Source organism: Agrobacterium sp. CG160-95, from assembly GCF_053521725.1.
Map to the genome: position 1 here is coordinate 86,856 of NZ_JBNWDU010000011.1, position 24,631 is coordinate 111,486.

Annotated in this window: 12 protein-coding genes; 5 read left to right on the forward strand and 7 right to left on the reverse strand. The window is 55.0% G+C overall.

What is annotated here, in order from left to right:
* Window position 1: 1 nt before the first annotated feature.
* Genes brxL through ACQZ63_RS26635 form a run of 7 tightly spaced genes read right to left on the reverse strand, consistent with a single transcriptional unit; the run spans window position 2 to window position 13,713 of the window.
* Window positions 2-2,071, reverse strand: a complete 2,070-nt coding sequence (gene brxL, locus ACQZ63_RS26605; protein WP_448799527.1) for a BREX system Lon protease-like protein BrxL — start codon at window positions 2,069-2,071, stop codon at window positions 2-4.
* 7 nt (window positions 2,072-2,078) lie between these two features.
* Window positions 2,079-4,586: a BREX-1 system phosphatase PglZ type A gene (gene pglZ, locus ACQZ63_RS26610; protein ID WP_448799528.1), complete on the reverse strand. Its 2,508-nt coding sequence runs from the start codon at window positions 4,584-4,586 to the stop codon at window positions 2,079-2,081.
* Entirely contained in the window at window positions 4,579-8,076 is a 3,498-nt protein-coding gene (gene pglX, locus ACQZ63_RS26615) for a BREX-1 system adenine-specific DNA-methyltransferase PglX (RefSeq protein ID WP_448799529.1), read from the reverse strand. The genes pglZ and pglX overlap by 8 nt, the downstream gene beginning before the upstream one ends.
* Complete coding sequence (gene brxC / locus ACQZ63_RS26620) at window positions 8,076-11,615, reverse strand: BREX system P-loop protein BrxC (protein WP_448799530.1); 3,540 nt, start codon at window positions 11,613-11,615, stop codon at window positions 8,076-8,078. Before brxC ends, pglX begins: the two co-directional genes overlap by 1 nt.
* Before the next feature lie 3 nt (window positions 11,616-11,618).
* A complete protein-coding gene (locus tag ACQZ63_RS26625; RefSeq protein ID WP_448799531.1) occupies window positions 11,619-12,221 on the reverse strand; it encodes a DUF1788 domain-containing protein in 603 nt (200 codons plus the stop codon).
* 2 nt (window positions 12,222-12,223) lie between these two features.
* Window positions 12,224-12,826: a DUF1819 family protein gene (locus ACQZ63_RS26630; protein ID WP_448799532.1), complete on the reverse strand. Its 603-nt coding sequence runs from the start codon at window positions 12,824-12,826 to the stop codon at window positions 12,224-12,226.
* A complete protein-coding gene (locus ACQZ63_RS26635) occupies window positions 12,823-13,713 on the reverse strand; it encodes a WYL domain-containing protein (RefSeq protein WP_448799533.1) in 891 nt (296 codons plus the stop codon). Before ACQZ63_RS26635 ends, ACQZ63_RS26630 begins: the two co-directional genes overlap by 4 nt.
* 133 nt (window positions 13,714-13,846) lie before the next feature.
* On the opposite strand from ACQZ63_RS26635, the gene ACQZ63_RS26640 reads away from it, so the two are divergent.
* From ACQZ63_RS26640 to ACQZ63_RS26660, 5 genes are all read left to right on the forward strand, one after another.
* The gene (locus ACQZ63_RS26640) at window positions 13,847-16,393 is read left to right on the forward strand and encodes a PD-(D/E)XK nuclease family protein (protein WP_448799534.1); all 2,547 of its coding nucleotides are present in this window, start codon (window positions 13,847-13,849) and stop codon (window positions 16,391-16,393) included.
* A complete protein-coding gene (locus ACQZ63_RS26645; protein ID WP_448799535.1) occupies window positions 16,390-19,578 on the forward strand; it encodes a UvrD-helicase domain-containing protein in 3,189 nt (1,062 codons plus the stop codon). Before ACQZ63_RS26640 ends, ACQZ63_RS26645 begins: the two co-directional genes overlap by 4 nt.
* A gap of 221 nt (window positions 19,579-19,799) precedes the next feature.
* Window positions 19,800-20,792, forward strand: a complete 993-nt coding sequence (locus ACQZ63_RS26650) for a hypothetical protein (RefSeq protein ID WP_448799536.1) — start codon at window positions 19,800-19,802, stop codon at window positions 20,790-20,792.
* On the forward strand, window positions 20,792-22,594 hold the full coding sequence (locus ACQZ63_RS26655) for a hypothetical protein (protein WP_448799537.1): 1,803 nt from the start codon (window positions 20,792-20,794) through the stop codon (window positions 22,592-22,594). The genes ACQZ63_RS26650 and ACQZ63_RS26655 overlap by 1 nt, the downstream gene beginning before the upstream one ends.
* The coding region (locus ACQZ63_RS26660; RefSeq protein WP_448799538.1) for a DEAD/DEAH box helicase family protein at window positions 22,594-24,631 on the forward strand (2,038 nt) is incomplete at its 3' end. The genes ACQZ63_RS26655 and ACQZ63_RS26660, both read left to right, overlap by 1 nt.

Below are 24,631 nucleotides of genomic sequence, written 5' to 3' on the forward strand. Positions count from 1 at the left end.
CTTACGTCTCCTCAATGTAGGTAATGTAAAAACTCTTGACCATTCGATGCTCTTGCATCCTCTCGCCCAGCGAAAATCCGTTGCTCTTGCGGGGCGTTGGCTGAAAGATATCGAGACCTCTATCCAAAACCATCTTCCAACCGGTGTCTGTCGTTATGTCTCGCGCGTGGGCCGTTCCACTCCCGTCAAACATCCAAGTGAACGTGATTCCTGTGCCGGTACAGGCTTCCGTAACACCGTCCAGACATTCACGCTGCTCTTGAATATTTCCATCGTCTGGAGCGGTAACGAGGTGCACTGAAACCTGATCCTCTGGCTGTTTGCGCCGGATCAACATTTCTATCAGCTCCATCACGTTGCGTGCCTGATGGAATTTTCGGATGTAGGGATCGGTGATAGTAACCTTCGACGCACCATCGGTCCACGGGCCAAAAATCTTATCAAAGCTGATCCCCTTGCGATTTTCGGCAAAAACAACATGACCGGGCTGCGGAACAACATGCGAGGGAGCGGCAACTGCTGCTTCAGCGTTCGGCTTAGCGGTCGGAGGCGTAGGCGTCAAAACCGCCTCAGATTCACTGTCCTCAGTTTCGATACCAGATCGGCGATGGTAAAATTGAGGAAACTCCTCTTCCTCGAGCGTAGTGACAGGGTGTTTTACCCCATCCGACGCAATGTAGTGGAAATCCGCTGCCTCAAAGGTGCTATCAATCCGTAGGAGCTGATCCTTCACGCGCTTCCGGCACTCAATCGCAAACCGCAACAACTCCTCTAATTCGGCTTCTGTCTCGCCGCCATTCGGGAAGATCAGCTTCAGCAGGCCTGACATGGTCTTGTTGATCGCTGCACGATCGCGGATATGCGTTTGAACCGGAACGGTGAAATAGCGATCTGGCCGGTGTGAGAAGTCCTCAGCTCGCAAATGTCGGAGGATTTCAGCGAGATAGTCGACGATAAACCCGTAGCCCGATGTGAACATCTCGCCGCGGATGATGCCGACTTCCCATCCGGGCAAATAGGCGTGCAATCGATCGATAAAAGCGCTGTCGTGAAACTGCGGTGGCAGAGCTTCGAACAGGTCAGTATTTTTCAACATCCATGGAACATTATGGTCGGTGTTACCAACGAAGGCAAAACTGGCCTCAGCGCCCATCGGATTTACACCACGCGAAAACTGCTTGTTCGCCATGTAGTTCTTCATGATGTCGACAAGCGCTTTGTTGGCCGTCTTCTCACGGCCAGCAAACTCATCAAAGGCCACGACGTCCCAGTAGCCGACCAAACCAATGCGGCCATTTGAGTTGTTCACGAAAAGCTTTGGAACGGTAACCTCACCACCCGAAATCAGCTGACCGTGGGGAGAAAACTCGGAATAGATATGCGACTTGCCAGTCCCCTTGGGCCCAAGCTCGATAAGGTTGTAGTTGCGCTCAACGAAGGGAACCAGCCGCAATAACTGCAAAAGCTTTGATCGGCGTCCGAATTGCGACGGATCAAAGCCTATGCTTTGCATGAGAAGATCAATCCATTCTTCGGTCGTGAATTTACCACGCGTTTCGCGGTAACCGTCATAGTCGACGCGCGCGATCTGGATTGGCTTCAAGGTGTCGATGATCCAAGGAGATATCCGATTATCTTCCGAAAACTCATACTGGACATCGGCAATACACCAGATGCCGGTAACCAGCAGTTTTGGATGTGCCTTCACCGTAGCGCTATCGATCGCTACCCGTTTGATGCCAAGGTTTTCGAACACTGCTTCGTAAGCATCCGTCTTCTCATTCAGTGCAACACTGACTTGATCGATAACCTTGTAGCGCCCACGCTCTTTGATAGTTGACTGGACCAACCCCGCCTCAGAACGATGGACATAGTGCTTGCGCAGGATGTCTTTCACCGTCTCGATCCCAGTCGCTATCGAGGCTTCATCGTCGGTCGCGCAGTATTGGCCGAGCAAGTATTCGAGCACGTAGGTAGGAACAATAGCATTTCCCTTTACCGCCTTCACTAGATCCTTTCGAACCACGAAACCGGCAAAATGCTCGTTGATCTTGTCATCAAGGGTCGACATGGGCACCTCAGAAATCGAAATCTGTGCTGATCCCGCGTTTCAGCAGCAAAGGCTGCGAAGCGTGATCTTCGAAATGGCTGGTCTTACCGATGCGCGTGCGCAGCTTCAGGAAGACTGTCTGATTGTTATAGGCGTCTGCTGCACGGGATAGGAGGAAGTTGCGCGATAGTTCGCGCTCGCGCGAGTTCTCGGACGAGAAATCGAAATCCAGCTCCGCTTCGTCAGAGATGAGCGTTTCATCGCCAGCAAAGATAGCGGCATAGACCTGCCGGGGCTGCTGTTTTGCGGTAACTGGCTCGGCCTGATAGAGTGTGACTTGGATCTGGCCTGTAGTGATCTGAGCTCGGGCTGGAGGAATGATCTGCACCGACACCTGACCGACATCCTCTTTGCGCTGCTTGCCCACTCGCAGAACCGGCAAGACGACCTCCTGCAGGCTCGCTCCGCCATGCACAAAGCGGCTGCCCGATCCCTTCACGCGAAGGCGGCTGATCGAGTTCAGGATCAAAATATCCTGATCACCGTCCAGGCCAAGTTCGGCAGCCGTGAACTTTTTCACACCACCCCGACCATTGAGGCCTCGTCCGATCACGAAGCGCCGGTTTCGTGTAACGATCTCGCCTTCAGGCTCGCTCAGCGCATAGCCGCTCTCTTCCAGTGCCTTGTGCTGCCACAGGAAACCGTGATCGGCTGTGATCAGGATGTTCGAGAAGTTGGCCGAGGTCAGCTTCCGCACCAGCTTTAATAAGTCCTCTATGGCTGTCTCCGCTGCGGCAGGAACGTTTTCTTCAGTGGCAAGCTTGTCACCGATGGCATCGATCTGATTGTGGTAGAGATATAAGATATCATGATCCCGGAAGAGGTCTTTGCCTTCCGCTGCTCCCAAATTCATGAAATCCTTCGCCGCCAGAACCTTTACCCGGTCGCCTGCGCGGCCCGCAGCCAGCGCCTTTTCACGAGCGCCGGCCCCCATGGTGCTTTCACCATCCAGCAGCACCAGATCATTGTCATCGCGGATCGCCAGTTGCCGGTGTGGCAAGAGCGCCGCCATGCCAAGCTGCGTGTAGCTCGGCAAAACCCCGATCATTGGCTTCAGCTCGGCATCAAACCGATTGAGCTTGCGGATCTCACGCAGCGCCTCTTCGGCCACCTCATAGCGCAGCGCGTCCGAAATGATAACGACGACCTTCTGATCCTTGCGCCGGTATTCCGCAGCCTGCTCGCGGTAAAAATCCACCTGGCGCGGAAAGCCCGGGACCGCCCAGTCCGTGAGGCGTGCCACCTGATCCTGCCAGACATCGTTCAGCTTCAGCACGAAGTTGGTGGTGTATCGGTTTTCGACCGCCTCATAGAGCGCGGACAGTAGCCCTGACTGGCCGCTTTTCTGCATGTGATAGATGAACTTGCGATAAAGCTGGTCCAGTCGAAACCAACTCGCGGAATAGCGCTTCACACCATCGGACAGGCTCGTCATTGTCAGATCAGCCTCGGCCAGGGCCTGCTGAAACTCCGTAGCATAGCCGATGGCCTGATAGACATCCGCGTAACGGCCGTACCAATGGCTCTGGCGGCGGTCACGCACCCATTTCAGGACATCTGCCGCTGGCAGGCTCTGCTGAGCCAGCCCTTCAACAATGGCGATAACGATCCGCCGGTCGACTTCCTCGAAATGATCATACGGGATCAGGATACGAAAATCGCGAGAGGCCAGATTTTCCCTGATCTTCAGCACATCCTGATAATCGCCTGAGAGTTTCTCGAATGCCTCACCCCACCGGCGCGAGGTGCTCCAGCGGCGGAACATCAAAGCGGCATCAGTGTTCAGGGGAGACGCCTCTCCCATAGCCCGCGACCAGGCGCTCGAAAACAGCGTGATGGCGAAATCCTGAAAATCCGGCGCTTCTGCCGTATAGCCATAATGCGCGTCCACTTCCTTCCAGAAGAAGTCAGCCAGCCCGACCCTATCCACCAGCTTCAGCGCGTCATCACGGCCTTCAGCGAGTTCAGCCAGCAACGCCTCAATCACCGTATCGAAATCACCATCCGCATCAGCGCAAACCGCCAGCATCTTGCGGCGGACATCGTCGGCGCTTTGCGATGGCCGCTCGCGCTCGATAGCGCGCAACGCTTCCAGCCGCTTGCCGGAACGGTAGAATTCGAGGTGATCGCGGACAGCGGCTTCGTACTTTGCCGGGATGCCGAGATCCGCCACCCAGATCGCTGCCTGATCGGCACGGAAAACCGCGCTGGCCAGTTGCACATCGAGCAGCCAGTTTTCTTCCCTCGGCGGCTCAAAGCCGTCTTTATAAAGCAGGAACTGTGCCTTTGGCTCCCGCCGCAACATGCGATATTTGAGGCCGAATTCGTTGTTGGCGATCTCCACCTTGATCACGCCAGGCAGGTCAACATTATCGAATGCCGAGCGCAGATCGCGGGCAACGTCATACCAGAAGACAATTCGGTGTCCCTGATCCTCATAAAGCCGCTTCAAGCTGGTGGTTATGCGGTCAGTCATCAGCAGCCTCCAGCCCTTTAATCGGCTTAAGCGCGCCGGCGAACAGCGGATAGTTGCGCTTCACACCATCATCCAGATCAATGACGATCTTCTGCTGCGCCATTGGATAGACAACTTCGCGCTCCCATTCTGCAAGCTCGGCGATCTGCTTGATTACCGTGGCCGTGTCCTTCTGTGCCTTAGTTTGCTGAGCCGGCGTGGCGACTGGATCGACGGCCAGCTTTTCCAACCGTGTGCGCTCGACTTCCAGTTTGTGTATGAACTCACGGACATATTGGTTCAGCACAACCGAGACCGTGTCAGGCCGGTAGCGGTGCATATAGATCAGCGCATTGAAGCTACCCTTAGGGCTGGAAAACATCCAATAGATCGGGCGCTTTTTATAGCGGCGTACATGATAGTCGAAGAAATCCTTAGTGAACCACTTACGCAGATCCTTGCCGAGTGCTTTCTCGATGAAGGCAAGGTTTTCACGGAACTTCGCCTCGCCGAAGCTAACGCGCAGGAAATCGCGGGCGCGGGTGACGATGTCATCGGCGAACCAGTCGGCATCCAATATAGGGATGACATTATCGCGGTCGGGAGCGAAGCTTTGCTCCGGCACGCGCGACAAATATTCCTCGATCCTGTCGCCCTGATTGGCAAGGATCAGGCCGGGCACGTCGAGGCTGTAACGCCCGAACATGCAGCCCACTGCATAGTGGAGGAATTCGGCCACCGTATCCTCTCGCAGCCGCGCCTCGCGGTCCTCTTCCGAAGACTTCACACCGTAGCGATAAGCCGGGTTGCAGGTGAGGGTGATCTCCTCAATCGGCACCTCTGCGGTCAGCTCGTCCTGCAGGCCGTAGGCATCGATGAAAATACTGTTGTTCTCTTGCTCCAGCCGCTGCATTTCGTCTGTCATGCCCTGCCAATGAGTGCGCAGGCGGTTATAACTGGCCTCGCACGTACTGGCCCGATGATCGGGCGAGAGGAGCGGGAGCGTGGCGAAATCCCAAGAGGTTTCGTAGGAATCCCAGTCAGATTTGGCTAATTCGACCAGTGACTTAGAAGAGGCTATTACCTCTACTTTCCGCGTTTCTATGACGGGAACTTTACCAATTGGGCCTTCATGATAGTCCAGAGTTGGAGAAACGGCGAGAAGTGCCTTCTCAACAACTCTCGTGTTCATCAGCGCCAGCGGAAAGAATGGTTCATGGCCATGTAGCGGAAAGCAAACCGATCCTTTTGTTTCAAAAACCGCGCCTTGAGGCGAATATCTCATAGAGAGGGATCCACTTGTCACCGTAGACCACGTGATGCCCTCTTTGAAATAGTAACTCGGATTACGTATGACCGAGCCGGGGTGCTGTCGCATTTCTGCACCGTCGTTTTCCCAGTTGGCAACTATTACATTGTTGCCATACCACTTTCGAAATTCGCCGCCTTTATTGCAGGGAAACCAACGGGCGGCTGATTCGACAGCATCGGAAGAATTACTGGCACCGAAATTCGTACGATTTGACGAAACCTCGTACCAATTACGCAAGAATCTATCATTCTCACCGGTTGCAAAGCCTTGCCTTGGTACAGCGTAGTCTTGAATCGGCGTGCCCGCTTCGAACGCATCAAGGAATTCTTTGGATAACCAATACGCAATAGGCGCACCTGGAATCGCAAGAAGGTTTCTTTGTGGAGTACGGAAATGTCCGTAGCTGCTTTGGAAGAAAAGGCGTTCAATTTCGCGCGGCGGGCGTACTTGAACATGTTTATCAAAAAGTCGCCGATAATTCGCTGCTTGATCAGGCTTCGGCTTCTTTTTGTCTACGATGAATGCGACGCTACCGAAGTCGGACCCGAAAATACCCCTTCCCAAGTGCAGAAGCGAAACGAAGCTCTCCCGCTCTAGCAAGGCGAAGCGCAACTTTTCGAATGACGAAAGGAACATCCAAGAGGGTAAATTGATCATGCCCCATGTTCCGTTTGGGCGCAGCAGTAGCGATGCTCGTTCCATGAAGCACGTCATCATATCAGACTTGCTATGTGGGAAGTGCTTCTTGGCGAACTCGCCGAGTTTTCCGTTCATTCCTTTCCCGCCCATATACGGCGGGTTGGCAACTACTACTTGATACTTCGGCGACAGTGCCTCGGCCGCACGTAGCACGGTCGCGAGGCGCTTGAGGAACGGTCGCCGCAGCAGGTCGGCGTCAAAATCTCGCGCTTCCACCACCTTTAGCGTCTCGGCAGGGTTGCGCAGCTTCGGCACGATCAGCGAGCCGAAATTCTTGGCCTGCTCGAACTGTCCTAACGTTTCGCGCAACTCATCTGTGAACAGATCCTTGCCCACCACAGCGGCCACGTCCTGCATCTCGACAGGGGTGAAGCGCATATCCTGCAGCACGACGATGTCGGGCTTTGCTTCCATGCGCAGGAACCGCCGCCGCCCCAGCTTTGCAGCCGCCTTCATCGATAGCGCGAACGCCGCCAAGGCGCCGGCGCGGTCGTCAATCTCGATGCCGGTCAGGTTGTGCTTCAAGATCAGGCTCGGGATCTCGGCCGCGTCATGACCTTCGTCCGCATAGATTTCATAGAGCAAGTCAAAGGCGTAGGTCAGTATATGGCCAGAGCCGCAGGCCGGATCGCAGATGCGGATATCTTCGGCCCGCTTGATGCGCAGGAAATCCGCTTCTGGTTCTTCGGGTGCGATGTAATAGTCCATCTTCGCCGCCAGATTCGATTGCGGACGGTTCAGCAGCCACAACCGCCCCAGCGAGTTTTCCACCAGATAGCGAACGATCCAGTGCGGGGTGAACAGTTGCGTTGCGGCAGGGATGTTCTCCGCCGTGATCTTCTGGTTCTTTTTCAGGCCGGCAAAAACCTGATCCTTCTTTTCGCTGATATAGAACTGGTAAAGCCAGCCAATGATCTCGACATCTTGGCAAGCTTCCTCCGTCATCACATCGCGCAAGCGGGCAAGGACACTGTCTGGCGACAGAAGATCATCTGGTATAAGGAGCTCGGTATAATCTTCGGCCCGGTCGAGCATATCGGCTCGCTCGAACATATATGGCATCGAACCGTGCCATTCGTTGCAGGCATGGAGCAGCAGCAGACGATAGGCTTCCGCCTGCGCATCATGAGCGGGGCGAATGCCGTTGAGATATTCGGCAATCTCAGGCCGCGCGCGATCCGGCAGGTTGCCCGCCATCGCCTCGGCTAGAACCTCGGGCCGGGTGGCGCCGTCTGCGGGCGATACGATGCGCGGATTGGTCAAGCCCGTCGCATCCATGAAACGCAAGGCGGTAAAGCGGTTAAACCAGGTATAGGCCGCCTGCTCGATCACCTGGACACGGTTGCTGTTGGCCGCCATCTCTAGCTTCGCAATCGTCTTGGGATGTTCCCGACGCGTCGATGCACCCTCAGCTAACACCATATCCAGCCGGGCGGTGACCTGATCGATCAGATGATTGCGGGCGCTTTGCGCAAATTTCTTTAGGGCGTTGGTATCCATCAGACGATCACTTTCTTCCCCGCGCCGATCTCGGCCAGCAGGGTCTTTTTCATTTCATCAAGGTAGTGCGTCACATCGTTCTCATCTTCGAGATAGGTTTTCGCGAAGGAAACGGTGATCGACTGGGCCTTAATATATTGGGGCTTCACCGCTTGCGACGGCACATAAGGCGCTGGCCGAGGTTCGGCAACGCCACCTGCAGGTTGGGGTTGGGGAGCGAGAACCGGAGCTGGTGCAGGCGTCAGTTCCGCGATGCGGGTAAGCGTCTCAGCCAGAAGGTTAGAACGCACCTCAATTGCTAAATTGCGCAAGGCCGGGATCAAACTCTGTGCGGCAAGGCCGGATTTCCGGGAAGCAAGCCCCTCGCGAATGCGAGTCTGCTGTTCTGATGTTAACCCGCCGAACTCCGAAGTCTGGGCGATTTTTTCGCTAACCTCATCTATTGCTGCAATGACGTTGTTGCGCTCAGCCAGAACCGTTTGTTCAACGCGTTCCTTTAGCGCATAAAAGTCCGACTTCAGTTCCTGTATCGCGGTGCCTTTATAGCAATGCGCATCTGCCAGAGCGCGGCGCAACGCGTCGGCAGCAGAGGCCTCGGCATAGCCCAGGTTTTGATCCTGCGTGTTCAGGAAGGAACGTACTTCATCGTAGATGACCTTTTGCGCTCCAGACATGAAGCTGCGGACCTTGTCGAAAACATCCTCTTTTGCATCAAGAAGCTGATCTTCCTGCCCTATTGGACCGGTAATGAACCATGTCGCCGACTGGTCGCGCATGCCATCCAGCATGGTGCGCAGTGGATCGAGTGCGGCGGCGAAGGGATAAGCTGCAATGGCCCGGCTCTCTTTCTCAATATCCCCGATCAGCTTGCGCACTTGCACCTGCCATTCTGCTCCCAGACTGCGGCCATCATTTCCAGAGGCAGGAAGATCGAACAGCTCCTGAAACAGTTCACGCGACTTGCGGATCTGAGCGGAAGTGAACTCAATTTGTGGAGAAAACAGAAGATTGCCGAGGGCATGGCTGTTGCGCAGCCCCTGCACCAACGCCTCCCCTTCCAGCAACGCACTGTCGGCCCGAGCCTCAAGTTTGCCGCGCGCAACAAGGCTTGCCGTCAGGCAGAGCACCGCGGTGGAGGGCCAACCATAAGGCTTCGCGCCGAACTTCTCCACGAGGGCTTTGGCCGAAACCCGTGTCCCAAGCCGCATCTGAGCCTGAGCGTGATTGAGCACATCTTGCTCGGCTTCGGTCAAACCGCTGCCTTCGCCACCGAATAGCGCACCATCGGTTTTGCCGGCGCGTGCAAGATCAGCTTCAGTGTAAGTGGCGCCACGCAAAACGGGCAGGCTGGTATAGACCTTATCCACCAAGGTCTGAAAACCTTTAACTAGTCGCTCCTGCGGGTCGTCCCCGCCTATTTCCAGTTCGCCTCCTCGCACGAACAGCCGTGCATCTCCCATCAGACTACGGAGCCGCTGCACTAGATCCTTTTCACGCCGCATATTCTGATCGCGCTTTTCCGAGATGATACGATCGCGGCCGGGCTGGGCATCTCCGCTGGTGACCTGACGGGCAAATTTTACGGTCTGGAGCCACAGGATAAGATCGCGCGTAAAGCGTACATCTCGACCCAGCATGACGACCATTTCATCGCTTGCCATGCTGTTTGCACGGATTACATCCGGCAGGTCGGAATCATCGCTAAACGGCGAGATTATATTCACTGAAAGCTCATGCTCTCGATTCAGGCTGTGCCCGTCGAGTTTGCGAGTAAAGGCGTAGTCGACCCCTGTGCCAGCATGTTTGATCTTGCTGTGACGCAGGATCGCACCGAATGCCAGTTCGTCGAGGTGCCGCTCGATCTCGGCGGGATCGACGGCAATGGCCTTGATCTCAGCCTCGACGTCTTTTTCTTCATTCGTGAGGAATTCGTAGACCTCACCGTTACGCTGGATCAGCGTCTGGCGCTCCAGTAGTGATAAAGCCTCCTCGATACTGCGGCGCTGCTCAATCTGGTCTGCATCGAACCGGGACAACAAAAGGATGGAGATATTGCGCGCGGTCGGTTTGAATTCCTTGACGTATTTCACGAGGAATAGGACCTTCAGAACCCGGACGGCAAAATCATCGCCAAGGTTCTTCTCGGCCAACTGGATCGACTGCTGAACCGATGACTTTAGCGCGGTGCGGATCCCCTCGAACATCAGGTCGAATGTAGCCAATCCCCCGACCGGTCTATCTGCCAGGCGTTTCGCCACCTCTTGAAACACTCCCAGCATCGAGCGCTCACCAACCGAGCTGTGCTTGCCCTCAAACGCGTTGTGCTGCGAAAGGCCCATGATCGCACGCTGGAACAGATCATACTGGTAGTTTGGGAATGGATAGCTCGCGACAAACTGTTCTTTGCCGGAGAAATTCTTGAACTTGAACGAATTGTCGCCAAAATCGAACAGAGTTCGTAGGTTGTTTTCTTCAGCCTCGTACAGATTACCAAGGGTAATCTGGCCTGGTTCGGTCTTTGCCAAAAGGCGGCGCTGGATGACCTCGGCCACATCCTGGGAGTTCAGCGGCATTCGGTTTGCGAACCGCGCCTGAATCTTCGAAAAGTCGTTTTCCTGCTGCGCGGTCAGATCGCCGATAACCGATCCCATGTCCTGCTGAGCGGTAACAACAATCCACGCCTGCCCTTTGCACTTAGTGTTGAGGCTTTCAGCTATGGTCTGCAGATTCGTCATCAGCTTGACATTGTCGGCGATATACTGCCCTACCTCATCGACGAAAAAGTTCAGCCTGAACTTTGGCCCCTGTGCATCGATCCACGATTTCACCATATTTGCAAAATCCTCGATCGACACCTTCGTGTCCTTGCGATACTGGCCAAGAATGTCATTCACTTGATCGCCGGTGACCGCCGCGAAGGCCGACGTGATATGTTTGCCTTCCATCAAGGCCTGTTCACGTCCGCGCTCCCAAGGCTTGCCAGAAGACTGCGCAAAGGCCGATTTGAACGCATCAAGCTTGCCGCGGCTATCGAGATCGCGCTCGAACTGGGCGATGTGAGGAAGTTTTCCATAATAGCCGCACATCTCGTCGAAGACTTTCTGAAAGACGGCAAGAAGCGCATCGACATCCGTTTTTGAGATCACATCGGCCTTTTGATCGATGTTGAACAACACCGACCGAGACGGAATCGATACCGCCTTTCGCAAAGCACCGGCCAGCATAGGACTACGGGCAAGCTTACGTTCGAAGATTTCAATTGCGGTCTGTCCCTCAACCTCATCGTTTTCGAGAAGAAGGGCGAGCATCTTCAGCAGGTGGGATTTACCAGATCCGAAGAAACCAGAAATCCAAACACCGTTCGCAGTGTCGTAATTATTGTAGGCTTCGAGAAACTGCTCCAGCCTCGCACCGATCTCGTGGGTGATCACGTACTCATCGAGTTCAGTGAAGAGGCTTGCATTATCATCGGCTTTAATCACTCCATCAATCGAACGGTCGACCGGCTTGGCAAAGATATCACGCAGCAAATTAACCATGGATCAGACCTCGTAATTCATAATGTTAAACGCGCGATAGTACTTGTCATCGTGCAGCAGGCCGAACAATTCAAGCGAAGCCCCAGTCGCCAAGGCATGGGTATATTTTCCAGGAAAGAACATAACGGTGGGCCGATCCTTCGCCGTACTTTGCAAGTTGTTGAGAATGTTGTGCGACCGCAGATACGGGTAAACTTCGCCTACACCTGACAGAAAAATCACGTCGTGCGAAACTTCCTCGATCTTCTTTGCGATCTCTGGAATGAGATGTTCCTGCGGGTCCAGCACACCTTGAAGGAGTTCTTTAAGTTCCGCCTTTTCGGTCCCGACCTCCACATCCAGTATCTGCTCAAAGATACCCCTGTCCTCAAGGATCTTGATTGACAGTCCGTAGAGATCGATATCGAGCACGCGAACACCGACATGGCTTAAGCGGGCGATCAGATCTAAACGATCCTCGCCCAAGCGCAGTCCATCCTCCGCATCGTAAGCGCAAATGAAAAAAGGAACTTCGTTGCCAAGCCCTTGCTTTTGCAAGAACCGCTGACTGGAAATCACCCTGAATAGGTGCTCGGCACGGGTGCGCCGGTCTGTTCTAAAACTCATAGTTACCCCCCATTTCCAGGAAAGATACCCAAATCAGCCGGATTTCTTTCCTCAATCAGCCGCTTCATTCTCCCTGACAACCAGATCGGCTGAATCTTGCCTTCAACACTTCTTAGGCCCGCTTCGCGTAATATCCGATAAAGAACTTGCCGCAATTTGGCAGCGGTGGACTCTGAAAGATCTGCGAGGCTCGGATCACACTCAGACTTATCCGCAAGAAAACGGTCAAAAACCTCATGACCCAGGTCAAGTCGCCACGACTGGAAGCGGTCATTCATGACGTCCACCGCGAACTCATAGACAAACCGATAGGTCCGGCAAATTGCGAGCCAAATTATCGCCTGTTGCTCACCGCGGTCAGCCTGCGTTGTCATAAATTCTCTTTCAGCGTCGGAGAGCTGACCTATCCGGTCGTATACTTCACGCAAGGCGCGTGTCTGTGAGGCCAGTTTCGGCAGAGAAGATGCGCTTTGGGCTAGCAATCGCTCGCGCGCATCAGCCCATGTCTCACCAGGTCGATACGCCTGAGCAATAGCGAGGCTTTCGTTGAGCATCAATCCTCCCACACTGAAGGACATTCTGTACTTAGAGACTGGCGACATCATTGAGGCACTGCCCCAGCGCGACCAAACTCGCGCTGAACGCGCTCAAGGGCTGAGGCAACACCGTGCTCATCCGCGGCAACAATATGTTGGGAACGAGGATCTCGGTTACGCGCGCCCTCAAGAAGTCCGAGCCGTTTGAGCACATAAAAGAGCATGGCGTAGCGAACTGTCAGCACGGCGCTTCCATCCACCATGTTGTAATCCTTCGCGACCACCGCTTGCTGACCACTGGACAAATCGGGATGAGGGACAATGGTGATGTCGAATGTTTCCTGCCAAAGCCGATCGTGCATAGCGCCAGCGCCGGGCTCACCGAATTCGCCACAATCGAGAATACGTGAAAGCAGGAAGTCCTTGAAACGCTCCGTCTCGTGACACCATGCCCGGACGTGCCATCGCAAGCCGTCAAAACCAAATGCATGTGGGGTCATACGCCGCCAAGCCGGATCAGGCCGATTCCGGTTCATCGATTGATATCGAAGATCCAGCGATCGTTCATCACGCAACGCCATCAAGACGGATCGAAGAACTTCTGTATCGACCTTACGACGCAGCGTCAGTGCGATATCCATATCAGGCGGACTGGAGAGCCAGTTTGAACCTGCGTCAGCAAAACCTTCAGCCATCGAGCGCAGACGCATAAGATAAGCATCCGGATCAGGATCGAGAAAAACTGGTTGGAACTGCGGACCAGCGACATAGCGGCGAGCACTTTTGTCGTAAACAGCATTTTGCGGTGCGCGCTCTTGGTAGTGAGTCAAATCTTTTGACGCCTGCGGGACAGAAACGCCAAATGTATCGATAAGGTCAGAGCGATTGACGCCGCCCTCCCAGAACAGGCGGAACTCGATGAACTCCAGTCGCCTCTCGACACCCCATTTCAGCATCACGCGCCTCAAATCTATCTGGGAACATATTTTATATGGACATTCTTTTAATGCCCATATATTTTATATACTCATAAGTCGCATGTATGTCAATTGAACTGATTGAAATCCAATATCGCCTCAGAGGGCTGCTATGCACTATCCTTTTCTCATTGCTGATCCACGTTCTGGCCTTCAATATCGGCTCACCGACACGGGTCTGTCAGAATTGTCTCTTGCCCCTGTCAAGCTCGAATGGGCGCCTGGGCATATAATCGCGGCCAGCCCTGATCCGGTCTGGGCGGAAAGCTTTGCGAACGCCCCGGTCGAGACAATATCTGCGGTGACTGCTGCGTTGGAGGATCTGGTGTTAGGAACACCAGACTTGTGCTTACCTGCGATTGATCACCTGCCGGACAGCCGAGCAAAACAGCATCTGTTGGCGTTGATCGGTCTATGGGAGGCGTTAGGTAAGGCTTTGCCGGACGGTCTGGCGCCACTGCGGCACGTACTAAGTTTACCATACGGGCGTTTCCTCGCCGCTACACCAGTTGTAGAAGGATCACTGGACCCACTAGCTCCAGCTGCGATGCAGGCGCTTTATAACCGTCTGAAGGACGAGTTTGGCTCAGTTCAAGCCTCGCCTCGCAATCGCGCCGCTGCGATCGGTAGCCGGCTGTACGCATTGCAGGGTGGGATAGCAGCCAGTCAGCTTGAGGCAGCTGCTATGGATGGCAGTCTCGCGTTCTATGGTTTGCGTGATCCCGCGGCCTGTGCAGATTTCGCCGCTGCTCACGCGCGAGCGCTGATTGATTCCGGCACTCCGGCGCGAGAGATTGCCATTCTCACTAGCGGTAATACACGTCAGATTGCTCGCGCATTTTCGACGTTGGGCGTACCTCTATCGGGCCTTCCTGCCAGCTTGCCGGAGCGAGACGTTGTTGGTGAAACAGCACTGCATCTCGCCCTTGCGAAACGCCCTCCAACACCTGCGATGGTTTTGGCGAGCTTGGTACTATCGCCACTAATGCCCTGGTCCGCTCAGACCGGACGAAATCTGGCAGAAAGCCTGATGGGTGGCGATTTTCGGGGCGAAATGCTAGTTTCGAACCAGGTGCATAAAGAACTGTGGGACGATATCCGATCCTCGGCGAGCAGTCTTGCGCAACTCCGTTTTCTTCTCGACCGTATCTGCGCGAGGCTAGCGAAAGGCGAGCAGGTAAGGGCGCGGCTGGCTATACCTCAAGGCGAAGGCCCACCCGATTGGGAGGGGATCTTGCGTGGAATTCAGGTAGCGCCGCCTACCAACCCAGATCCGCAACGCAATCTTGAAGGCGTGAGCCTTTGGTCTGCTCATGAAAGCCCCTGGCGGCCCTGCCGGCACCTGATCGTCTCCGACTTCACTGACGGATATTATCCAACGCGCCCGCGCGCCAATCCATTATTTTTGGACAGTGAGATCACCACGATCCGAAATACAACTGGACTTGGGTTGAGTGGGAGGGCAGAAAGCCTTGCACAAGGTCTTTCCCTTTTTGATCAGCAACTTCAGGCAACCTCCGAAAGCGTCACTTTTCTTATCCCGTGGCGAGATATGTCGGGTGCCAGATTGCAACCTTCGGCGGGACTGTCACTCGTTGCACGCTCAGTTGCGGGAGTCGAAGAGGCCGGTAGTCTTATTATTGACTTGTCGCGTGTCGCGCCGAGCGATTGGCCGGTTACGCACCACCACCTTCCGCCATTATCAGCACAGCCGGACCTGCCTGAGGCGCTGGTCTTTCCTGACAAGGATCTGCTCGCTCTCCGTTGTAACGAGGACGGAACCGCAGAGCCGCAATCACCTTCGCGCTTGGAAAAATTGCTTGTCAGTCCCCTTGCTTGGTTCCTGGCTGAGGTTGGGGCCGAAGACATGTCCTGGTCTGCCGAGGAGCTTAATGTCAAAGCAAAAGGCAACATAGCTCATGACGTTTTCGAACACGTGTTTTTGAAGGACCAGCCGATCCCAGAACCTGAAGCATTAGCATCAGCAATCCCGGAAGCCTACGATCGTGCCCTCTCTCGTCATGCCGGCTACCTACGCAGCCCATCATGGGAGCTGGAGCGCCGTGGGCTTGAACGCGAGATCATGACCGCAGCGCTGGGCTGGCGCGATCATTTGTTGGCATTGAACGCGAAGATCGTAGGTAATGAAATTTGGTTAGCGGGAGAGGCACACGGCATTCGCCTGCATGGCAAGGCGGATGCGATCCTGGAGCTGCCCGATGGTACTTTGCTCGTTGTTGATCACAAGAAGAGCGGAACGTCAGGTCGGCGCAAACGGATGGAAACGGCCTGGGATCTACAAGCTGGGCTCTACCGTGAGATGATCTCCCGCCCACACCGCCGCGAGAATGACGGGATGGATCCGCTGATCGGACGCGAGATCGCCGTTGCCTATCACCTTATGAATGACGGAGGTCTTCTGACCTCTAGGCTGGCGCTCTCTCAGGGTTCTCCTGCGCGGGACATGGGCGACGCAGTTAGTGATAGCGCGGTGGAAAAACTGACAGCGCGATTGGCGGAGCTGGGCGCCGGCAGAGTGGTACTAAACACATCCCTAGATGAAAGTTTCTTCAAAAAAGAAGCAGGTTTCACCCCATACGCTCTGACCGATGGCTCTGCCCTCGTCACCGCATTCATCCGTCAGATTGAGGTAGAATGACCATGGATCAAGGACTGGTTATCGTTCCCGCAGGCGCCGGCGCCGGCAAAACTCATCATATCAAAAGCCAGTTGTCCGATTGGATCAAGCGCGGTGTGGTAAGGCCTGAACGCATCCTAGCTGTGACATTCACCGAGGCTGCTGCCGGTGAGCTCCGCGAACGTATCCGCGCCGGACTTCTATCCGAGGGCCTCGTTTCGGAGGCAATGGCTGTTGAGCGAGCATATGTGTCGACGATCCACGGATTGGGCCTGAGGCTTTTGACGGAACATGCGCTCGCGGCGGGCGCTTCGCCACAGCCCCGCCATCTCGGCGATGCGGAACGAGATCTCCTGATCCGTCAGGCCTTGGCCAACGCTAAATCACTTGATCCTATCAAAGCTGAGCCTGAACGTTTCGGCTATGAAGCAAACAGGCAAAAAGCTGAAACAGTTGAAGACTCTTTACGCGGACGCGTCTTATCGATGATCGAGCTCTTGCGCGGTCTTGGTGACAAGGGCCGTGATCTTGGTCTACTCGCGTCCGCGCTATCGCGGCTAGATACTGTCTACGGTGAGGTTCTGGCCGACCCCAACGCCGCCCGGAACGCTCTGGAACTTGCTGTCAAAGCGATGATTGCCAAATTCCCGGAAGGGGGCATGGCCCAGATTACTGCCAAAGGTAATGTTGAGAAGCTGGAAAAGAATCTGGCATCGTTCAAGCTGGTTCATCGTAACCCCGATCTCCTGGACCGAGACTGGAAGCTTTGGAATGACCTGCGCAGTCTGTTTGTCTCGAACAGCAAAAGCAAAACGCCAGAAGGCTACGACGACCTTGCTAGTGCCATTATGGAAGCCGCAAATGCTCTCCCCAGGCATCCCGGACCTCTCGCGGATGCAAAGCTGCATCTGACTTGCCTGATCACATGCGCACAGGAGGTGATGGATGCCTATGAGGCTCGCAAAAAAGCCCTTGGCCTGATCGATTTTGCGGACATGATCACCGGGGCGGAGCGGCTTTTGCGCAGCGATTCCGCGGTACTTCAAGCGGTACTCAATGAGATAGATTGCGTTATTATTGATGAGTTCCAGGATACCAACCCCGTACAATTTGCCCTCCTTTGGCACCTCGGCGCGCATGCCAAGCGCACGCTGCTGGTAGGCGATGTTAAGCAGTCCATCATGGGGTTTCAGGGGGCCGACCCGCGCCTATCAGAAGCTCTCGCCTTGGCGAACCCCAATGCTTCCCAACCGCTTGATCGCAACTGGCGCTCGACGCCGGCTGTGATGAGGTTCGTCAATGCAATGGGGGCAGGCTTATTTGGCGATGGCTATAATCCGTTGACACCCACGAGAGATCCGATCGCGAGCCCTGCGATTGAGGTGCTAAATGCGGTCCAATCGCGGAACGTGAAGAAATATTCCAAACCGCAGGAGCATATTGCTGAGCGCATCTCGCGCATCCTCACAGACGGCGACACAATAACCGATCGGCATACCAAGGCAGAACGTGCCGCGCGGCCTTCAGATATAGCACTGCTGGTTTGCCGACACGCGACTGCCGCCCGTTACGCTGAAGAGCTGCGAGAACGCGGGGTGCCGGTGCGTATTAACGAAGACGGTTGGGCCAAGAGCCCCGTCGTCACGGCCGCCCGCGCCGCGCTGGCCTTTGCGGCAAACCCGGCCGATATTCACTCGGGACTACTCCTACGCACTCTCGGCCCCGATCCTCTGCCGCTTCAGGCCGCACTTTCAGCACAAATTGACGGGAGCTTGGTTAACGATACCATGTTGGCGAAGCTCTCAGCTTTATCCGACCAACTGGCAAGCCTTCCAGTTGGCGAAGCATTGGACCTGGTGCTTTCAGCCACAAACCTTCGTTTTTGGGCAGACCAACAACCTGATGCCGCTGGATCCCGCGCCGATCTTTTGCGGCTTGAGGCCGAAGCCAACGACTTCGAAGCTGCACATCGAGACCTCAAGGCGGCTTCGGGTTTTCATGGGGAAACCGCAAAGGTTTTCCTGGGCTGGCTTGACGCTCGCGCAGCCGAGCGCGATTTCGACCGTCGCCCTGACCCTTCTGCCGACAGTGCCGAGGCCGTAGAAATTGTAACATGGCACGCTTCGAAAGGACGCGAATGGCCGATTACTGTGGTGGCCGAGCTAGACAATGGCATTGAGGATTGGCCCGGCTCGACGACAACACGTTTCCATGCATTGGACCAGATCGATAATATGGCGGTGGTGCTTGGCTCAGCGGCGCTCATCCACACCCCTGGCTTTGCAGCTCCAGAGGCTACTCGCCGGTTCATTGAAGATCGCCGGGCCGATTTCGAAGCCAATGCAAAGAACCTGCTCTATGTTGCACTAACACGTGCACGCGACCGACTGGTGATAGAGTGGCCTGGTTTCGTCAAAGAGCGCGAAGAGGACGCGCCAGGGGCGACAAACCTCGCGCATATCCTTATGGATCATTGTGCGCCGCAGATCGGAACCGACTCCTTCCGAATTAACGGTATTGATTGCCCGGCTGTTGTCAGGGAATTACCGGACCACGCGAGCTTCACTGAATATACCAATAGCGTCACCAGCCTGGCACCACGGTTCGGGCCTGCCACGCCTTTGGCTGAAATTCAACTCTCACCTTGGCGGCTCCAGCCGTCCCAAAGCCGTAACGCTGGCGAAGTACCGCCAACTTCCACCGTCAATCTTGGCGCCCCCTGGTCTGGAACGATCAACGACGCGACACGCGGTACAGCACTTCACCTTGCCTTGCGCACGTACCTGACTCGGCCTGATCTGGCAGAAAATCTCGTATCTGCCACGGCACTGGAAGAGGCCACGCTTAAGCTTATTTCGGAGCGGGGCAGCGCATTGAAAAACTGGCTGACGGCTGAAGGTTATACGGATCTTGTATCCGAGATACCGGTCCTTGGTTTCACACACGATGGGGCCGAAATCCCCGGCACTATCGACCTCCTTGCCATCGGGCCTGAAGGATGCCTGATCGTTGACCACAAATCCGGAGGCAGTGGAGAAGGCTTTGGCCCATACTGGTCGCAGTTGTCGAGCTATGCGGGTTTAGTTGAGACACTTTTCCCCCAGCATCTGCTCAAGGGAGTTGCAATATTCTGGATCGATCACGGGAGATTGGAATTGGCAAGCGCCAACATTCCTCAATCTTCTCACGCAAGCGGAACCACTTGATGGTTTGGGGAATGCTAGCGCCCGATACTGTGGTATCGCAACGGCGCCAACAGAACTTAGGGCTTGCAGCCGCAGTGCGCCATTTCAATGATCGAGCAGTTCCAGGGATCGGCGGAATGTGGTTTTCAATGCCCATTCTCTGGTCAGTTCTGGCGGTTTCCATAGCGGAGGAGCTTGGTGTACCAGCGTTGCCGGTGGGCAATGCCGTGGAGGCTCGCGTCATGCTTGAAGCAATCCACGGACCTCAAGATTCGCGGGTACGTGGTACGCGCAAGATGCTAGGCGTAGAAGATAAAAGCTTTCGAAACCTTAGCAGAAGCGGAACCTACGTTGTTCAGCCAATCCGCATGGCTATGGTGCAGCCGCTTGTTGCGCTTGGTTTCGTGTACGGTAGCCGCTACGGAGCGTTCCGTATTAACACTGCTGGCAACGAGTTGCTGTCGCTAGACGCGATGAAAGAACCCCGGCGGCTTCTTGGGGAGTGGGCGCGTGGTAAACAGCCTAACGGGATGAAGGAGGTTCTGAAAGGGCTTTCGCCTACTGGAACACTACCGAAGGCAGTCAGGAAGCTGATCATGGCGCGCCTGATCGGAGGGACAGATTCTGGAGCGGTCCGACGAAGTAATCTTGCCAGACTTGAATCCGGTCCCTCGGCCGCCGACCTGGAAAACGAGATCCCAATGCAAGGTATAGAGCAGGATCACTGGTCTGATTTGCGCGCAGGCGCTGCATTTATGGATTTAAGGGATGCTGCACTTGCTGTCTTGGACGTGCTCGAGCGGCATTTGCAAAAGCTGCGCGACGATAACAGGCCGGCACAATTGTCCGGACCCGAAGCCGTCGAAGTTGTTTCCAAGCAACTTTTATCACTGCGCGCCTTCGCAAACCAGAAAGGTGATATAATCGCTCAAGGCCGAGAAGCGAGCAGTAGAGTCTTTGTAAAAGAAATCCTCACCCAGCCAGATGCGTTGCTTTTGCAGAAACTCGCTGAGCGAGACTCAACAGTTATTTCCTGGCGAAATGATGCCATCACACTTGGGCCCGCTGCAGGGGAGTTCCAGGGAGGTTTTGAGGATATTGAGGAGCACGACTCACCTGATGGTGGTGACTTCGCTCAGCAACTGTTTCGCCTTTACAATCTTCATTGCCTGATGACTGAGCTTTCTGGCCGGCCAAACCCCGGTAGCACGACTGGAGGCGCGCAGGCAGCCTGATGCATAACAACACGCTTTATTCACTCTTCATGCCGCCTGAAGACTATTATGGTGACTTCGGTCTGGTCTGCGGTTTCACCGCAACGCGGCAGGTTCTGGGACAGATCCGACGAACATTTTCGGGGGAAGTGGCTCGTCCAGTACTTGCTGCGTTTATCCATCCCACCATCAATGCAGTATCAGACATCCCCGGGTTGGCCTGGATGTGGATGAAGCTGCAAGATCGAGGATACAATCTTCTGCACGCAAAAGTCGCGCTACTTGGCTTTCGCAGACGCGGCGGTGAGGGCTATGTAATTCGACTTGCCGTCAGCACTGGTAACTGGACACAGGACCCGCTGACAGACAGTATCGACCTGTTTTGGCTGATTGATGTTGATACCGCCTCTCCTAACAAACAGGACGTCGCTGACATTCGGGCAGCCCAGGCAATGTTTAACTGGCTGAAAGAACGCGCCGACTGCAGTTTAATTGAGCGCGATTACGATGGCCATCGGCCGGATGTTCGGCTCGAGACTGCAATTGATGCGCTCCCAACGTCTGACACACACCCCCGTTTTATCGACAGTCGGGAAACAGCGTTATTCCCGCAAGTTGTCAACCAAATCGGGATGAGAAAAAAGGCCAACCGGCTTATTCTTGGTTCGGGCTATTTTGAGGCAACGGGCGACGATACGACAGGTCTTCCTGAGCGATTACGTAAAGCACTATCGCAGCAAGGCTTACTAACCAAAGAACCGGTTTTGGACCTGTTTCTAAACCCGAGCTCATGTCAGGGACTTGTGACGCGGGCAATAGCCCTAACAGCTGCGGGATGGAATCTGCGTCGTGCGCATTCTGTCTTGCACGGCGACCATGCAAGTCTTCACGCAAAATTCGTGCTTCTCGCCACGGGGCAGACTGAGGTGACAGGACGGGTCTATCTCGGTTCTGGAAACCTCAGCCAAAATGGTTTCGAACGTGCCGCCAACGCCGGCGGAAACTTGGAAGCTGGCGTTGTCGTTGATCTGCCAAAGGGGCAAAAATGGCCCTCCCGCAAAAATGGCAAGGAAAGCATTGCCGGGCTTCTGCCAGTTCAATTCAGGGAGACGGTAACCCTGACGACTTTACAAACCGGTGCAGACTTTGTCCCACCCGAAGAACCGGAATCGCTACCGCCAATCTCGTGGCTTGTTTGGAACGAAGGCATACTCTCTACACCCGACGGTACACAAGCCATGGTAATTGGTGCGGACAGCAACCCCGTCGAAACACCTTGTAAATGGCCCGCTCCAGCACCTGTGATCGTAACACTTGTGGAGGGTAACTGGCGCCTCCCAGTCATTTCTGCGGGTGCGTTGGTTGTTACACGCCCGCCTGATATGACCGTCGAAGATGTTCTGGCAACGCTTGCTTACTTTCCAGAACCCGACATCATTGACCATCATGATGATGGCGGGGAGGGTAGTGAAGCGTTTGCCGATCCTTCTGACGCATCCGAGGCGCGGCCTGCCACCTACGCGATCCGGAGAATGATGGAGCTCCTAGTACGTTTAGGCGAAGTTCAAGTGCGCATCGACCCAAGAGACTGGCAGCGATGGTGTCGGGAATTGCGGGAGTCGCTATGCGCTATCTCCTTGCAAGAGCAGGGTATGATCGAGTTCTTTCGGAAAGCTGGAGCAAATCCGCTGCCCGCTTTGGCGGACACGCATATGCGACCAAATGGATCTGCAGCTGCGCTGCTGACTGACGCACTTTCTGTTGTTGCGAAGGACTGGAAGCTAAACGACTGTCCGTCGCTTTGGGACAGGGAGAATGCGTGATGGTAGACTGGAAAAGCGTCGCGGACTTCCTTTCTTGTATCGCTGTAGAAAGTGAAGAGACCCTCTTGGATCAAGGGCAGCGCGCGAGTGTAATGGAACTGGCTCGCCGCATCGGGAAAGGTCAGCGCTCCGCCTTACTAGCGGACGAAGTGGGGATGGGAAAAACCCGCATTGCAGCTGCTCTCATTCACGCGGTTCGTAAAGCGGGGGGACGCACTGCAGTCGTTCTTCCCGCGGGCCTTGGAGTGCAGTGGCAGCAAGAATTAAGGCGTTTTAACGCTGACGACAGGACGTTACTGCCGCTACGCAGTTATGAAAGCTTTATCTCGGGTTTTTCTGGAGAAAATGATGCAGAAGGTAGCGAGCGACGCAAACGCGGCCACAAAGAATGGCTGACGTATCGCCGTCAGCAGCGCGAACTACCCGAAGGGGGTTGGGCTGCTGAGAAAATCGTTATGATTTCGCACTCCTTTGCAAATATGCAATTCCCCAATCGGGGCGAAGGGCCGGCGAGCGGTTGGCGCCGGGAGCTGCTCCCAAACGTTTCTCGTCTGGTAGAAGGTCGGCGCCGTAACCTGATACGCAATAATTTTTATTCAGGCGAACTAGGTCATGTCCACGCCAGCCGCAGGGCAGCCCAAGAGATTGCAGATGCTATACAAGCGCATGATTTGCCTTGGGACAATTTGCAGAACGATCAGAGATGGTTGTCTTCTGAAGAGTACAAACGAAAAATCCTGCCCCTGATCGGTTACGGACTCGGCCAGTTCGATCTGATCGTGGTGGATGAGGCCCACAAAGCACGGGGGGCAGATACGAGCCTCTCACGCATTCTTGGACCAGTAAGTTGGGAGGCAAAGTCTCCATTCCGCCTCGGCATGACAGCTACCCCGGTGGAACTGAATTCCAGCCAATGGATCGATACGCTGGAACGTATCAACGGACGCGAAAATCATGATCAGATCGCAGCGCTTTCCGAACTTACGGAATGGATTACCGGCTATGTCACAGTGGTTCGGAGAATTCAGACCGAGGTATTGGACAAAGCACTCGCTGAAGATTTTGCTACAGCAGCAGCGAAGTTCTGCGATGCCTTGCGGCCCTATGTCTTGCGTCGCGACAAGCGGAGTGATCCAGAATTTAGCGCATTCAAGGAGATGCATGGCGATTATCGTGAGGTCGTAGATGTGGCCGTGTCTCCCGAAGCGGAAGGTTTCACCCGCGATTGGTTGCGCCGCTTCTGTGCAGCCGAGGCACTCTCGTTGCTTCCGCAGGATGATCCGCGTGTAAAGCGGTCGAGGCTAGCGATTGCCCAAGGATACGGACTTGGTGTGACAACCGAGGAGGAAACTCACGAACAAGCGGCACAAGACACCGACCTAGTCGGGCAGGCGAGATTCTGGAAGGATGCATTTTCATCAGGTGATGCCGATATCTATAGTCATCCTGCACTTGTTGCGGCTGTTCGAAAAATAGAAAGCTACACAGACGCGAAAGAAAAAGTCCTCGTTTTCGGCAAATTCCTCGTACCCATGAACGCGCTAACTCGGCTTCTGGACGCGCGCGAGATGCTACGACGCTTGCGTGACAATATGCATTGGCCCGCTAGTGGGATTGCAGAGAGCAGTATAGCTGCCGTTGCCGCGGCATTGAGGGATCCCGTTTTCGCAGCTCCGATAGGTGGGGTCGCAGAGATCAACAAGATACTCAAACATCGCTACGATGAGTGGGCTAGCAGCCGTCGAACAGAGCTTTCTCGCCTGCATCGGGATATTGAAGGTCTGGCGAACCAAGGGGGAACCGCAGCATTTCTCAACGAACTTCTGCATCGCAGCGCTGACAGAGAAGAGCTGCAGATCGGTACTTTGCTCGAAGCGCTTGGCGATAGACGCCAAGTTGCTGATGCCCCTTGGACGGGTAACGAGCTGCTTGCTCTGTTCGATTCACTTTTGCAGGATCTTGCGAGCGAGGAAGACGGCGAGAGTCGTGACACGCAGAGAGCAAAGCTTGAATTGTATCTGCAGGATTATTCCGGCC

What these genes read in the sequence shown, in the direction of transcription:
- ACQZ63_RS26635 (WP_448799533.1), bottom strand. Translation starts at nt 13,713, where the DNA reads ATGCTGAAATGGGGTGTCGAGAGGCGACTGGAGTTCATCGAGTTCCGC.
- ACQZ63_RS26645 (WP_448799535.1), top strand. Translation starts at nt 16,390, where the DNA reads ATGACCATGGATCAAGGACTGGTTATCGTTCCCGCAGGCGCCGGCGCC.
- brxL (WP_448799527.1), bottom strand. Translation starts at nt 2,071, where the DNA reads ATGTCGACCCTTGATGACAAGATCAACGAGCATTTTGCCGGTTTCGTG.
- ACQZ63_RS26640 (WP_448799534.1), top strand. Translation starts at nt 13,847, where the DNA reads ATGCACTATCCTTTTCTCATTGCTGATCCACGTTCTGGCCTTCAATAT.
- pglX (WP_448799529.1), bottom strand. Translation starts at nt 8,076, where the DNA reads ATGGATACCAACGCCCTAAAGAAATTTGCGCAAAGCGCCCGCAATCAT.
- ACQZ63_RS26625 (WP_448799531.1), bottom strand. Translation starts at nt 12,221, where the DNA reads ATGAGTTTTAGAACAGACCGGCGCACCCGTGCCGAGCACCTATTCAGG.
- brxC (WP_448799530.1), bottom strand. Translation starts at nt 11,615, where the DNA reads ATGGTTAATTTGCTGCGTGATATCTTTGCCAAGCCGGTCGACCGTTCG.
- ACQZ63_RS26650 (WP_448799536.1), top strand. Translation starts at nt 19,800, where the DNA reads ATGCTTGAAGCAATCCACGGACCTCAAGATTCGCGGGTACGTGGTACG.
- ACQZ63_RS26655 (WP_448799537.1), top strand. Translation starts at nt 20,792, where the DNA reads ATGCATAACAACACGCTTTATTCACTCTTCATGCCGCCTGAAGACTAT.
- pglZ (WP_448799528.1), bottom strand. Translation starts at nt 4,586, where the DNA reads ATGACTGACCGCATAACCACCAGCTTGAAGCGGCTTTATGAGGATCAG.
- ACQZ63_RS26630 (WP_448799532.1), bottom strand. Translation starts at nt 12,826, where the DNA reads ATGATGTCGCCAGTCTCTAAGTACAGAATGTCCTTCAGTGTGGGAGGA.